This window comes from Microbacterium sp. FW305-3-2-15-F-LB2 (assembly GCF_058787255.1).
The window spans coordinates 1,908,441-1,921,914 of record NZ_JBYSZO010000001.1; the positions used below are offsets into that span (position 1 = coordinate 1,908,441).

At 69.7% G+C, this 13,474-nt stretch carries 15 protein-coding genes; 4 read left to right on the forward strand and 11 right to left on the reverse strand.

Annotated elements, in window-relative coordinates; genetic code table 11:
• The first annotated feature begins 44 nt into the window (after positions 1-44).
• Positions 45-1,220, forward strand: coding sequence for an inorganic phosphate transporter (locus AC3WLZ_RS09295; protein ID WP_492469831.1), 1,176 nt, complete (start codon positions 45-47; stop codon positions 1,218-1,220).
• Positions 1,217-1,546 carry a hypothetical protein gene (locus AC3WLZ_RS09300; protein ID WP_492469832.1) on the forward strand — a complete coding sequence of 110 codons (330 nt, stop codon included), beginning with the start codon at positions 1,217-1,219 and terminating at the stop codon, positions 1,544-1,546. Before AC3WLZ_RS09295 ends, AC3WLZ_RS09300 begins: the two co-directional genes overlap by 4 nt.
• A 13-nt stretch (positions 1,547-1,559) precedes the next feature.
• On the opposite strand, the gene AC3WLZ_RS09305 is transcribed toward AC3WLZ_RS09300, so the two are convergent.
• The 4 genes from AC3WLZ_RS09305 to smc form a co-directional block, all read right to left on the reverse strand.
• The gene (locus AC3WLZ_RS09305) at positions 1,560-1,988 is read right to left on the reverse strand and encodes an MSMEG_6728 family protein (RefSeq protein ID WP_412924694.1); all 429 of its coding nucleotides are present in this window, start codon (positions 1,986-1,988) and stop codon (positions 1,560-1,562) included.
• 4 nt (positions 1,989-1,992) lie between these two features.
• On the reverse strand, positions 1,993-2,493 hold the full coding sequence (locus AC3WLZ_RS09310; protein ID WP_412924695.1) for a DUF2004 domain-containing protein: 501 nt from the start codon (positions 2,491-2,493) through the stop codon (positions 1,993-1,995).
• A 71-nt stretch (positions 2,494-2,564) separates the two neighbouring features.
• Entirely contained in the window at positions 2,565-3,437 is an 873-nt protein-coding gene (gene ftsY / locus AC3WLZ_RS09315; protein ID WP_492469833.1) for a signal recognition particle-docking protein FtsY, read from the reverse strand.
• Positions 3,438-3,441: 4 nt separating this feature from the next.
• Complete coding sequence (gene smc / locus AC3WLZ_RS09320; RefSeq protein WP_492469834.1) at positions 3,442-6,969, reverse strand: chromosome segregation protein SMC; 3,528 nt, start codon at positions 6,967-6,969, stop codon at positions 3,442-3,444.
• 465 nt (positions 6,970-7,434) lie between these two features.
• On the opposite strand from smc, the gene AC3WLZ_RS09325 reads away from it, so the two are divergent.
• On the forward strand, positions 7,435-7,716 hold the full coding sequence (locus AC3WLZ_RS09325; protein WP_492469835.1) for a hypothetical protein: 282 nt from the start codon (positions 7,435-7,437) through the stop codon (positions 7,714-7,716).
• Between the two features lie 68 nt (positions 7,717-7,784).
• Positions 7,785-8,867: a GNAT family N-acetyltransferase gene (locus AC3WLZ_RS09330; RefSeq protein WP_492469836.1), complete on the forward strand. Its 1,083-nt coding sequence runs from the start codon at positions 7,785-7,787 to the stop codon at positions 8,865-8,867.
• Positions 8,868-8,911: 44 nt separating this feature from the next.
• On the opposite strand, the gene AC3WLZ_RS09335 is transcribed toward AC3WLZ_RS09330, so the two are convergent.
• The 7 genes from AC3WLZ_RS09335 to coaD all read right to left on the reverse strand — a co-directional run bounded on the left by AC3WLZ_RS09335 (position 8,912) and on the right by coaD (position 13,467).
• Positions 8,912-9,913 carry an NAD-dependent epimerase/dehydratase family protein gene (locus tag AC3WLZ_RS09335; protein WP_492469837.1) on the reverse strand — a complete coding sequence of 334 codons (1,002 nt, stop codon included), beginning with the start codon at positions 9,911-9,913 and terminating at the stop codon, positions 8,912-8,914.
• Positions 9,914-9,946: 33 nt separating this feature from the next.
• The gene (locus AC3WLZ_RS09340; protein ID WP_492469838.1) at positions 9,947-10,390 is read right to left on the reverse strand and encodes a MerR family transcriptional regulator; all 444 of its coding nucleotides are present in this window, start codon (positions 10,388-10,390) and stop codon (positions 9,947-9,949) included.
• 179 nt (positions 10,391-10,569) lie between these two features.
• Positions 10,570-11,460, reverse strand: a complete 891-nt coding sequence (gene mutM, locus AC3WLZ_RS09345; protein ID WP_492469839.1) for a bifunctional DNA-formamidopyrimidine glycosylase/DNA-(apurinic or apyrimidinic site) lyase — start codon at positions 11,458-11,460, stop codon at positions 10,570-10,572.
• Positions 11,453-12,133, reverse strand: coding sequence for a ribonuclease III (gene rnc / locus AC3WLZ_RS09350; RefSeq protein ID WP_492469840.1), 681 nt, complete (start codon positions 12,131-12,133; stop codon positions 11,453-11,455). The genes mutM and rnc overlap by 8 nt, the downstream gene beginning before the upstream one ends.
• Positions 12,134-12,143: 10 nt before the next feature.
• Entirely contained in the window at positions 12,144-12,353 is a 210-nt protein-coding gene (rpmF, locus tag AC3WLZ_RS09355; protein WP_013586329.1) for a 50S ribosomal protein L32, read from the reverse strand.
• A 2-nt stretch (positions 12,354-12,355) separates the two neighbouring features.
• Positions 12,356-12,850, reverse strand: coding sequence for a YceD family protein (locus tag AC3WLZ_RS09360; RefSeq protein ID WP_492470962.1), 495 nt, complete (start codon positions 12,848-12,850; stop codon positions 12,356-12,358).
• Positions 12,851-12,969: 119 nt separating this feature from the next.
• Entirely contained in the window at positions 12,970-13,467 is a 498-nt protein-coding gene (coaD, locus tag AC3WLZ_RS09365; protein WP_412924703.1) for a pantetheine-phosphate adenylyltransferase, read from the reverse strand.
• Between the last annotated feature and the right edge of the window lie 7 nt (positions 13,468-13,474).

Here is a 13,474-nt window from a genome sequence, read left to right on the forward strand (position 1 = left end):
ATCCGACCGCACGTGGGAAACACCTACTCGAACGGAGCCCCCCGGTGGACCTCGCCGTCCTCATCCCCGTCCTCCTCGTCGTCGCCCTTTCCTTCTTCTTCGACTTCACCAACGGCTTCCACGACACCGCCAACGCCATGGCGACCTCGGTCGCCACCGGCGCACTCAAGCCCAAGGTCGCCGTCCTCATCTCCGCCGTGCTCAACCTCGTCGGAGCATTCCTCTCCACCGCTGTGGCCAAGACCGTGTCCGAGGGCATCCTCGCCCAGGACGACCAGGGCATGCCCAACATCACCGTCCCGATGATCTTCGCGGGGCTCATGGGAGCGGTGCTGTGGAACCTCCTCACCTGGTGGCTCGGCCTGCCGTCCAGCTCGACGCACGCACTGTTCGGCGGGCTCATCGGTGCCGCCGTGATCGGCGCCGGCTTCACCGCCGTCGAATGGGGTGGGGTCCTCTCCAAGATCGTCCTGCCGACACTCCTGTCGCCGTTCATCGCCGGATCGGTCGCCCTCCTCGCCACCTACCTCGTCTACCGCGTCACGCGAATGGCCAGGGTCGCCGGTTCGACCACCGCCTTCCGGCACGGGCAGACGGTCTCCGCCTCGCTCGTTTCCCTCGCGCACGGGACGAACGACGCGCAGAAGACGATGGGCGTCATCACCCTGACGCTCATCGTCGCGGGATATCAGGAGACAGGGACCGCGCCCCCGTTCTGGGTCATCCTCGGCGCGGGTCTCGCGATCGCGCTCGGCACCTATCTCGGCGGGTGGCGGATCATGCGGACGGTCGGCAAGCGCATCACCGATGTGAAGCCCCCTCAAGGCTTCGCGGCCGAGACGAGTGCGGCATCCACCATTCTCATCTCCTCCACTCTGGGCTTCCCGCTCTCGACCACCCAGGTGACCTCCGGCGCCGTCGTCGGCTCGGGGCTCGGCAAGCGCCTCGCCTCCGTGCACTGGAACGTCGTCGCCCGGATCGCGTTCGCGTGGATCGTGACCCTCCCCGCCGCGGCCCTGGTCGGCGGACTCGCCGCGTGGGCGGCCGGCGCCGGCACACTCGGTCTCGTCGCGGTGCTGGTCCTGGGGCTCGGCGCGTGCGCGGGGCTCTTCCTGCTGGCCCGCCGCAAGCCGGTGTCGGCCGAGAACGTCAACGATGAGTCCTTGGATGCCGACGGCCCCGGCCGCTCGGATGAGAGCAAGCAGGAGGCACGCGCATGAACGGCATCCGACACGCGGCGTCGGCGTCCGGGGGATGGCTCGGCGTCGACTGGGGTTCGATCGGGCTCGTGTTCGTCGTCGGCCTCATCGCGACCCTGGTCATCGTGGGGCTCTACACCGCGGGCATTCGCCTGCTGGCGGTGGGGGCACCCGATATCCAAGTTGTGGCCGACGGCGACCCCGAGGGAGCCGACGCGGTCGTGACCGAGCGCACCCGCCCCCGCCCGGTGGCGGCGACGATCGGCGGATTCGCGTGCTTCGCCGGCTTCGCCGCCGCGGTGCTCTACGGCATCTACCTGGTCATCCCCGCATTCCACGGGCACTGACCGCCGGCGCGGGTCAGACCGGCCAGATGTACGGCAGGTCGTCGGGGATGTCCCCGAAACGGGGCCGGTAGAACTCGGCATCCTTTCGGACGAGGTTCGACCGGTGCGCGAGGTGAAACGCTTCGTCACCGAGCCACGGCGGCAGGTCCAGGGCGTCCTGGGCCTGACCGTCGACCTCGGGCGCGAAGGCGAGGATCTTCTGCCGCACGGTGTCGGCGCGCCCCTGCGCAATCCACGCGTCGGTCATGACGAGGCCGTACGAGACGAGCGCCGGCAGGTGTCCGTCCCACATCTTCGCCGCCGGGTGGTGGCGCCAGCCGTGATCCGGGACGGTGAGCGCTCGCAGCAGTTGGAACGTCTCGACGCGCTGCTTGCCGAGACGACGCCCGTCGAGAGCTTCCGCGGAATCGATGAACGACGGGTACGGCAGGAACGTCTGCACGGGGTCAGTCGGCGCTGGTGACCGACTGCACCTGCCCGTCGGAGGCGAGGTTCACCAGGAGAACGTCGTCGGTGGAGTCGGGATCGAGCGCGTACTCGAGGACGGCGAAAGGATCGCTGCCCCCGTGCTCGTCCGCCAGGATCGTCATGCTCATCAGCTGCAACGACTTGATGACGTCGATGTGGGTGTCACCGGAGGGATCGCTCAGCAGATCGTCGAGCTCCTCGCCGAGAGTCGCCTGCTGCTGGAGGATGTACTCCGTCACCTCACTGGTGCGGTCGTCGAGTTCGTTGACCATGGCGTTGCGCGCCGCGAGGTCGATCGTCTCCAGCGACGAGATCATCGCCGCGGCGACGTCGAGCGCGTCGATCGACACGTCGTCCTGGTCGGGAGCGGTCAGGTCGACGGTGACGCTCTGATCGCCGAACTCGACGTTCTCCGACCAGAAGATCGACCCGTCGGGTCCCGACTCGAGGAGTCCGAAGAAGTCGTGCTCGATCGCCATTCCCCCATGAAACCAGCCAGACCCGCCTCGCGAAAGGCGACCCGCCAGAAGGGCGAAGTGCGGTAAGGGGGTCAGTCGACGAGCGAAGCCGCGAACACATGGGGCGTGAAGCCGGTGAGGTCGTTGATCCCCTCGCCCTGTCCGAGCAGCTTGACCGGGATGCCGGTGCGTTCCTGCACCGCCAGGACGAAACCGCCCCTGGCCGAACCGTCGAGCTTCGTCAGCACGAGACCCGTCACACCCGCGCTGTCGAGGAAGGCTTGCGCCTGCATCAGGCCGTTCTGGCCGGTGGTGGCATCCAACACCAGGAGCACCTCGCTGATCGGTGCCTGCTTCTCGATGACGCGCTTGATCTTGCCGAGCTCGTCCATCAGGCCGCCCTTGGTGTGCAGACGCCCGGCGGTGTCGACCAGGACGATCTCGGTGCCCGTCTCCTTCGCGTGGGCGACAGTCTGGAAGGCGACGGATGCCGGATCCTGGCCCTCGTGCTGCGGTCGGACGATCGTGGCTCCCCCGCGCTCGGCCCACGTCGCGAGCTGATCGACGGCCGCGGCGCGAAAGGTGTCCGCCGCGCCGACGACGACAGTCCGGCCGTAGCGCTGGAGGAACTTGGCGAACTTGCCGATCGTCGTCGTCTTGCCCACGCCGTTGACGCCGACCACGAGAACGACGGCCGGACGCTCGGTCAAGCGCAGGGTGGTGTCGAACTTCGCGAAATGCTCTTCGAGGGTCTCGCGCAGCATGCGCTGGAGGTCGCGCGGATCCGTGGTCCGATAGCGATCGACCTTCTCCCGCAGCTCGTCGATCAGCCGCTCGGTGACGTCCGGACCGAAGTCGGCGGTCAGCAGAGCCGTCTCGAGGTCGTCCCACGTGGTCTCGTCGATGGTGGGTTTGACGAACAGTCCGCGCAGCGCGCGACCGAGCGACCAGGAGTTCTCAGCCATTCCTTCAGCTTACGGGGGCCGGTTCCGCCCCCGCGCGGGCGCGATCGCCGACCCGCTGTCCGACGACGGCTGACACACCGTCCTGACGCATCGACACGCCGTACAGCGCATCGGCGATCTCCATGGTGCGCTTCTGGTGGGTGATGACGATGAGCTGGCTGCTCTCGCGCAGCTTCTCGAAGACGCCCAGTAGCCGGCCGAGGTTCGCGTCGTCGAGGGCCGCTTCGACCTCATCGAGGATGTAGAAGGGGCTTGGACGAGCCGTGAAGATCGCGGTGAGGAACGCGACCGCCGCGAGCGACCGCTCGCCGCCCGACAGCAGCGAGAGCCGTTCGATCTTCTTCCCGACCGGGCGAACGGCGACCTCGATGCCCGTGGTCAGCGGGTTGTCCGGGTCGGTGAGAGAAATACTTCCCGCGCCGCCCGGGAAGAGGATCGGGAAGATCTCGCCGAACGCCGCGCGAGTGTCCTCGAAAGCGGCCGTGAAGATCGTCTGCATGCGCTCGCCGAGCTCGGCGATGATCGTCTGCAGATCCGCGCGGGTCTGCTGCAGGTCCGCGAGCTGCTCGGTCAGGAACGCATGGCGCTGTTCGAGCGCCGCGAACTCCTCGAGCGCGAGCGGATTCACCCGCCCCAGCTGACCCAGCTTCCGCTCGGCATCCTGCAGTCGGCGTTTCTGCGCGGCGCGGTCGAACACTTCGGCTTCCACGCCCTCGGCGGCAGGGATGAGCTGATCAGGACCATATTCCGAAACGAGAATGTCTTCGTTGAGCGACAGCTCGGACTGCACGCGTTCGAGCAGGCTCGTGACGTGGAGCCGCTTCTCGTGCATCTGCAGTTCGAGGACGTGGACGCTCTCGGTGAGGCGCGCGAGGCGCTCGCGAACCGCCGTCTCCTCACTGCGCGCCCGGGTCAGGTCGGCCGTCACCGCGGAGCGGGCCGATTCTGCGGAGGCAAGCTCGACGCGCGCCTGGCTGACCGACCGGTCGATCGAGTCGAGCAGCGGCGGAAGGGCTCCCGCCACCTCCGCGGCGATCTCGCGCTGTGCGCGGCGGATCACGGCGCGGCGCGCCGCGGCGTCCGCGGCGGCGCGCTCGCGTTCGCGCTGCTGCTCCAGTTGCACGATGCGGGCTTCCCCGGCCCGCACCCGTTCCCGCAGGGTCTCGATGTCGAGCCGCGCGCGCATCTCGCCCTCGCGGGCCGTCTCGAGATCGGCGAGCATCCCCTCACGGGCCGAGGCGTCGAGGAGCGGCCGAGGCACCTCGAGAGCCCGCGCGAGGGTCTCGTCGGCGACGCGCGCTTTCTCCTCCGCATCCGCGACCGCGGCCTGCGCCTGCGCGAGGCCGACCTCCACCCGCTCGCACTCCGCGACCGCCGCCTCGTGACGGACCGTGACGCGGTTGAGCTTCTCGGCGTGCGCGGCGAGGGCGGCGTCGTGGGCGCGGAGGGTCGTGAGCGCCTCCTTCGTGCGCGCGCGAGCCTCGGTGAGTCTTTGCTGCGCTTCGGACAGGGCCTCCCGCAGCGAGTCGGCGATGACGGTGACCTCGGCGAGCCGATCCGTCGCGGCATCCCGCTCGGCGGCCAGTTCGAGACGCGAGCGACCGCCCCCGGAGCCAGCACGCAGAGTACGGGCGGTCAGGACCGCCCCGTCCCGCGTGACCACGACGCTGCCCACCGGCGCCGCCTCCGGCGCCGGGCGCGCCGCCTCGGCGGCGGCGAGGTCGTCGACGATCACGACCCCCGACAGGATGCCGAGAACCCCCGCGGGAGCGGTGACGACGTCTACGGCACGCACGCCGGCGTCGACCTCGAAGCCGGCGGATCCGTCGGGGGCATCGGCGACCGCGATCTCGACCACGCCGAGGTCGCCGTCGCGCGCGGCGCGGGCCGCGGCGAACGCCGCGGCACCATCGTCGACGAGCAACCCTTCCGCGAGGGAACCGAGCGCCGCGGCGATGGCCGGCTCGTACCCCGCCGTGACCTTGACGGCGTCGCCGACGAGCCCGCGGATGCCGGCGGCTCCGCTCGCGGCGAGGTCCGCGGCGGCGTTGCGGACGTCGAGGGCGCGTCCGAGCGCGGTCGTCTGGGCCGTGAGGGCGTCCCTCTCGCGCTCGGCGGCGTGCAGCCGCTCGCGAAGACCCGTCACCTCGGTCTCGGTGTCGTTGGTCTCGCGTTGTGCCCGCTCGTAGGCGGACGCATGCTCCGCGGCCGACTCCTCCGGCGTCACGTCGGGGTCGAGCGCCGAGCGAGCCTCTTCGGCCTCCGCGAGTCGTTCGCGTGCGGCATCCAGAGCGCGCTGCTGACGGTCGACGGCACCGCGCACGGCGGCCAGGCCCGAAGCCGCCGCCTCCGCGGATCCGCGCAGCGCCGTGAGCTTCATGTCGTGCTCGGAGACGAGCGCGCTCTGCGCGGCGATGTCGGCGTCGAGCGCGTCGAGCTCCGCGCGCGCGCGAGTCACCGTCCGGGCCGCGTCGGCCGCGGCATCCTGAGCATCGCCGAGCCCGTCCGCGATGTCGTCGATCTCGGCGCGCACGTCGTCGATCATCGCCTGGGTGACGGTGGGAGCGGCCGCGGATGCCTCGCCGTCATCATCCGCGAGCAGCGTGAGTCGCTGACCGGCGAGGGAGTACAGCCCGCGCAGGCGCTCCTGCACCTGTTCGAGGGAGAACGTCACGCTCCGCGCGCGGTCGACGGCTTCGGAACGCTGCTCCTCCTCGAGTCGCTCGACCTTGGCACGGATGCCGTCCGCCTGGTCCTGAAGCATCAATCGTTCGGTGTGCCGCTCGCTCTCAGCCGCTGCCGCGTCAGCGAGTTCGCGTCGGAGCTGCACGAGTTCGTCGGCGAACAGGCGCGCTTTCGCGTCGCGGACGACGGCGGCGATCGTGGCCGCCTCCCGCGCGATCTCGGCCTGCTTGCCGAGCGGCTTCAACTGCCGGCGCAGCTCACCCGCGAGGTCGCTCAAGCGCGTGAGGTTGGTCTCCATCGCCTCGAGCTTGCGCACCGTCTTCTCTTTTCGGCGGCGGTGCTTGAGGATTCCGGCGGCTTCCTCGATGAAGCCGCGCCGCTCCTCGGCGGAGGCCTGCAGCACGGTGTCGAGGCGCCCCTGCCCGATGATCACGTGCATCTCCCGGCCGAGGCCGGAGTCGCTGAGCAGTTCCTGCACGTCGAGCAAACGGCAGGTCTGACCGTTGATCGCGTACTCGCTCGCCCCGTTGCGGAACAGCGTGCGACTGATCGTGACCTCGCTGTACTCGATCGGCAACGCCCCGTCGGCATTGTCGATCGTGAGTTGCACCTCCGCGCGACCGAGGGGTCCGCGCGTGGACGTGCCGGCGAAGATGACGTCTTCCATCTTGCCGCCGCGAAGAGTCTTCGCGCCCTGCTCCCCCATGACCCAGGCGAGCGCGTCCACGACGTTGGACTTGCCCGAGCCGTTCGGACCGACGATGCACGTGACCCCGGGCTCCAACGCGAACGTCGTCGACTGCGCGAAGGACTTGAATCCCTTCAGCGTGACGCTCTTGAGGTGCATGCGGATGCGCCTTCCCGACCCGGTGGACTTCCGCCTCACGCTACCCGACAGCCTGCGGAATTCCGCGGTGGCAGGCCGATGGAACCCCGGCTCGACGCGCCCGGCGGTCCGTCGTTTCTGGATCTCCGCTTGACATTTGCTGAACGCCTTCGCTAGCGTCGGGGGTCGCAACCGACGTCGAAAGGAGGTCACCCCATGATTCGCAACACCACCGGCTCTCTCGCCACCGGCTTCACCGCCGCCCCCGTGCTGTCTGCACCGCTGCGCGGAGTGACCACCGCCGTCGGCATGCCTGTCCGTCAGGCGTGACGTCGCCGCGTTGAGACGTTCGATCGTCTCCGCTCCCGCCTTGGCATCCGCTCATCGGATGCCATGCGCCCGGGTCTTCTGAGACCCCTCACCGCCTCCCGTCGGCCCTCGCCGACCGTGGCCTCTCTGCTCGTTCTTCCTCATCGGAGCCTCCGCATGAACTCATCGCTCACGCGCGCGCCGCAGCACACGGTATCCGCGCTCTCGCTCCCCGTCGTCGAGAGCTCGGCCCAGCGCCGTCTCGGTCCGATCGACCGACTCTCTCTCCGCCTCGGCCTCTGGTTGCTCGTGCGCGCCGCCGCGCGCGCCGATCAGGCCGTCCAGCGCGCAGCCCAAGCGGCCTCGGCAGCCGACCAGGCTCGCCGGAACGCCCATGAGCGGGCGCTCCGCGAGGCCGATTGGCAGCGCAAGGCGCTCCACCTGCGTCCGCCGCTGTGAACGGGCGGGGCCGCTCACCCCGGCCCCGCCCGCCTTCTCCCCCGACTCTCTCCCTCGAAAGATCCCTCATGACCACCCTTCCGGCCGGCCTCGAGCTGCGCCCCCTTCACATTCCAGCATCCATCGATGCCGCCGACGCCGCGGACTTCCTCGAGATGTCGCGCGTGCGGAACCTCGTGTACGCCGAGATCGCCGGCCACGACGATCACGCCATGCCCGCCGACGAACTGCTGCCCGTCTACCGTCCGACCGCTTCTCAGATCCGCCTCGTGTGGATCGCGGTCTGGAAGGGCGAGGTCGTCGGCCGCGTCGGCCTCGATCTCCCGCAGGAGGACGGCGCCCGCACCGGCTTCTGGCTCATCGAACTTCTCCGCCGCGCGTGGGGTCGGGGCATCGGCCGCGCGGCGCACGACCTCATCGAGCGGACCGCCCGCGAGCACGGCCGGACGATCCTGCAGTCGTGGGCAGAACACCCCGCGGCCGACGGTCCCCAGCTCGACGCGCCGACGGGCTTCGGTCGCATCCCCCTCGATCGCGCCGCGCGCTTCTACCTCGCGGCCGGGTACTCCCTGGAGCAGATCGTGCGACAGAGCCGGCTCGACCTCGAGGGTGCCGAGCCACACCTCACCCGTCTGCTGGCGGATGCGGAGGCCGCGGCATCCGGCTATCGCGTCATCCAGTGGACGCTCCCCACGCCGCCCGAGTTCGTCGACGGCTTCGCCTACATGAAGTCACGCATGATCACCGACGCGCCCTCGGCGGGCCTCGATCATGACGAAGAGGTGTGGGATGCCGCCCGCGTCGCGGACTGGGAACGGGTGTACACCGACTCCGACCGCCACTTGCTCGTCACCGTCGCGCAACACGTCGACTCGGGCGAGCTGGCCGCTTTCAACGAACTCGTCATCGGAAAGGACCGGACGGCGGTGACCAATCAGGAGGACACCCTCGTCGTCGCGGCCCATCGAGGGCACCGACTCGGAATGATCGTGAAGTGCGCCGGGCTGCTCGCCTGGCGCGCGGCCGTGCCCGAATCACCGCGCGTGATGACGTGGAATGCCGAGGAGAACCGGCCGATGCTGTCGATCAACGAGACGATCGGCTTCGTGCCGATGTCGTACGAAGGGGCGTGGCAGAAGATCCTCGACTGAGCCGGGGTGCCGGCGCCGGTCGCCGGCACCCCGGGACTTCGATCTCAGATCCCGTGGCCGAGCATTCCGCGCTCGCGCATGTCGTCGAGCGTCTCGATGATGGTGGTCTCGGCCGGACGTGGTGCGAAGCCGAGCTCCGCCTTCGCCCGCTCGTTGTGAATGACGAGAGGGGGCAGCTCGTCGCCGGGCACTTCCTCGGTCGGAGCCGCCGCGGCGAGCTCACCCAGGTGTGCACGCAGAAGGGATGCCACTCCCAGCCACGAGATCGTCGGTCCGTCGGCGAGCAGGAGGTACCGTTTGCCGGCGGCATCCGGGGTCGTCATCGCCGACAGGTGCGCCGCGGAGACGTCGCGGACGTCGGCGATGCCGAAACGCTGGCGCGGGGCGAGAGGCATTCGGCCGCCGAGCATCGCGAGGAATGCCTGCAACGATGACCGCGGGTCGGCGGTCAGCGTGGGTCCGGCGACCCAGGTCGGGTTGAGGACGACGAGCTCGAGTCCGTTCCCCTCCCGCTCGACGAACTCCCACGCGGCGCGCTCGGCGACGGCCTTCGAACGTGGGTACGCGGGGAGTTCGGGAGCCGCGGGATCCGTCCAGTCGCGCTCGTCGAACTCGCGGACGCCCTTGGCGTTCACGGGCTTGGGCGAGTAGCCGACGGCCGCGAACGACGAGGTCAGCACGACACGCTCGACGCCGGCGTCCCGTGCCGCGCGAAGGACACGCAACGCGCCGTCGCGGGCGGGAGTGACCACGAGGTCGGCGTCCTCGGTGGCGTGGGTCATCGGGGATGCGAGGTGGTAGACGCCCGCGACGCCCGAGACCGCGGCATCCCATCCGACGTCGTCGGTGAGGGAGGCGACGGTGAGGTCGAGGCCGGCGTCGTCGACCCCGGCCCGTCGTACGGCCTCGCGGAGCGCAGGTTCGGCGTCGAGGGAACGGACGGCGGCGCGAACGGTGGCGCCCTGACGGAGAAGATCGGCGACGACCCGGGTTCCGAGATAGCCGGAGGCCCCGGTGACCAGCACGGTGTGGTGAGAAGTGTTCATACCGAGAGTCGACCAGGCCTCAAGCGCATGAAGTCAAGCGCGGATGAGCATCTCCAGCTCGGGGTAGATCTCGTGAACGCGCACCTGCGCTTCGGCCTCCGCCTCGGCGTCCCCCCGATCGCGCGCGTCCCACAGCGCGGACTTGCGGCGCAGGTACTCCAGGTGCACGTTCAGCGTCGCGATCTCGAGCTCCACGCGTTCGGCGTGACGGAGAAGGATGTCGCGCTGCTGCGCGGCAGCGGCGTTGCCCCGCGCACGATTCGCCTGATACGTGCGCATGTCCTCGATCCCCACGCCCATCGCCCGGAGACACGCGAGCACCTGCAGGTCGTCGAGGTCCTTCTCCCCATACCGGCGGTGACCGCTGCTCGGGTCGCGGGAGATGGGGCCGATGAGCCCGACTTCTTCGTAGTACCGGAGGGTGGGTTCGCTGAGCCCGGTGCGGCGAGCGGCCTGCTGGATGGTGAGCGCTGACATACCCCCAGCTGAGCACACTTCCAGCGCTTGAGGTCAAGCACCCGCGGCTTCTCAAAACGCCGAGACGTCATTACGCCGACGTCTCCCTTGCAGCCTGCGGGCGGGTTGTCGGCGGGATGCCGTCTCGCCGCCAGGTCGCGAGGCCAGGTGGCGCGGCCACGTGGCGCGACCAGGCACGGTCAGCGCAGCCGCTGACACCTCGGGCAGAAGTGGCTCGAGCGGTTCATGAACGACACTCGCACGATCGGTCGGCCGCAGCGCGGACACGGCTGACCCGTGCGGCCGTAGGCGTTGAGCGAGTGCGCGAAGTACCCGGCCTGCCCGTTGACGTTGACGTACTGGGCGTCGAAGCTCGTGCCGCCCTCGGCGAGTGCCTTCTCCAGCACCGCGCGGACCTCGGCCAGCAGCCGGTTCACCGAACGGGTCGGAAGATCGGATGCCACGGTCTCGGGGTGGATGCGCGCAGCCCAGAGCGATTCGTCGGCGTAGATGTTGCCGATGCCGCTCGCCACGGTCTGGTCGAGGAGCACACGCTTGATGCCCGACGACGTGCGCGCCAGCCGAGCGCGGAACCGTGCGTCGTCGAACGCCGGGTCGAGCGGATCGCGGGCGATGTGTGCGACCTGGGTCGGAACGAGCGGCAGGGACGATCCGCGGCCGCCGGCCGCGCCATCCTGTGTGACCACGAGCTCGTCGAGCGCGAGCGAGCCGAACGTGCGCTGATCGGCGAACACGACCGACAGCGGACCGTGTACCGGATGCTCGAGCTCGATGCGGATCCGCTCGTGCCGCTCCTCCGGCGCGCCGGGCACGCGCAAGAGCATCTGCCCGCTCATGCCGAGATGCGTGACGATGGCCTCGTCCGCGCCCACCGGCATCCACAGGAACTTGCCGCGCCGCACCGCCGAATCGATCCGCCGGCCGGTGAGCTCGGCCTCGAAGTGCTCCGGCGTGCCGGAATGCCGGGTGAGCGCACGCGCATCGCGCACGTCCACCGAAGCGATCAGCGCGCCGGCGACCGCGGGTTCGAGGCCCGCTCGCACGACCTCGACCTCGGGCAGCTCAGGCACGGGCGTTGAGCTCCCGCCACGCGTCGAGTGCGGCGGCCATCTCGGCCTGCTTCTTGCTCGACCCGGTGCCGTGCGTGACGACGTCGCCGACGGTGACGGTCGCGGTGAAGCGCCGGTCGTGGTCGGGACCGGCGGCCTCGATCGCGTACACCGGTGCGGCGAGAGAGTGACGAGCGGCGATCTCCTGCAGGCTCGTCTTCGGATCCATCGCCGCCCCGTATCGATCAGGGTCGGTCAGCAGCGGCTCGACGAGACGCAGCACGAGGCCGGTGGCGGCATCCGGGCCGGCGGAGAGGTACGTCGCCCCGATCACGGCTTCCATGGTGTCGGCCAGGATCGAGTCCTTGTCACGCCCACCGGTGAGGATCTCGCCTCGACCGAGCCGCACGTGATCACCCAGACCGATTCTCCTCGCGACCTCGGCGAGGGCCACGGTCGACACCACGCTCGCGCGGCGCTTGGCGAGACTGCCCTCGTCGAGATCCGGATGCCGGGTGTAGAGGCGCACGGTGACCGCCTGGCCGAGCACCGAGTCGCCGAGGAACTCGAGCCGCTCGTTGTGCGGGATGGCGCCGTTCTCGTAGGCGAACGAGCGATGTGTCAGCGCAAGAGAAAGAAGCTCGGGGTCGATGTCGACCCCGAGCTTCTCGATGAGCGCAGCGTTACGCGTCACCGGACGTTGATCAGACGTCGGCGACCTTGCGGCCCTTGTACTCGAGGAAGAGCTCGGTGCCCTGCGAGTCGGTGACGACCTTCGCCTGGTGGGGGCGGCTGTAGACGACCTTGCCGTTCTCGATGGTCTTGACCAGCGCGGGGGCTTCGGCCTTCCACTGCGCGCGACGCGAGCGGGTGTTGGAGCGGGAGACCTTCCGCTTCGGGGGGTTACCTGCCATGGCTAGCTCTTCTCTGTCTTGGGGGCGGCGCGGAGCGCATCGCCGTCGTCTGGGGTGTAGTGCTGGAGCGCGGCCCACCGGGGATCGGCGGGCGTCTGCTCCGTGTCGCCGGCGCTCTCCGTCAGCTTCTCACCCGTGACCGGGTCGAGCCCGAGGCAATCCGGCTGACACACCGGCTGGAACGGAAGCGAGAGGACGATGGCATCCCGGACCAGATTTTCAAGATCCACGTGGTCGTCTTGAACTTCGAAGTCGTTCGCTTCATCCCCAGGATACGCGAAAAGTTCCTGGAACTCGACTTCGACAGGCTCGGTGATGTCGGTGAGGCAACGTCCGCACACGCCCGTGGCGGTGGTGTCGACCGTTCCCGAGACGAGGATGCCCTCGTGAACCGACTCCAGGCGGACGTCGATCTCGAGGATCTCGGCGGCGGCGATGGACACGAGACCCTCGCCCCATTTCTCCGGGGCGGGGATGTCGAGCTCGTGCTCGCGCATCTCGCCCGGGTGGCGCTCGATGTCGCGGACGGGGAGCTGGAAGGGTCCGGGGCGGTGGGTTCTCACGGTCGTCCATGCTACCCGGGTGCCCCTGGGCAGGGGCCGTGCGGCGCGAGACGTCAGAGGCCGCGCGCGCCGGTGTCGAGGAACCGCGCGACGGGCGCGGGAACGTAGGGCGAGACGTCGCCGCCGAGAGCGGCGACCTGACGAACGAGCGAGCTCGAGACGAGCGCGTGCGACGGGTCCGGAAGCAGGAACACCGTCTCGACGTGGGCGAGGTCGCGGTTCACGATCGCCATCGGGGTCTCGTACGCGACGTCGACCTGCGACCGGATGCCTTTGACCAGCACCTGCGCGCCCACATCGGTGGCGTAGTCGACGAGAAGACCCATACTCCACGCGGCGACGATGACGTCGCCCTCGATGCCCTCTTCCTGGATCGACTGCTCGAGCAACGCCTGGCGCTGGGCGATCGGGAGCATCGCCTCCTTGCCCGGGTTGTGGACGACGAGCACGTGGAGCTGGTCGAACAGACCGGCCGCGCGGCGGATCACGTCGAGGTGACCCCGCGTCGGCGGGTCGAAGGAACCGGGTACGACGGCGATCCGCGGACTCATTCCGCCA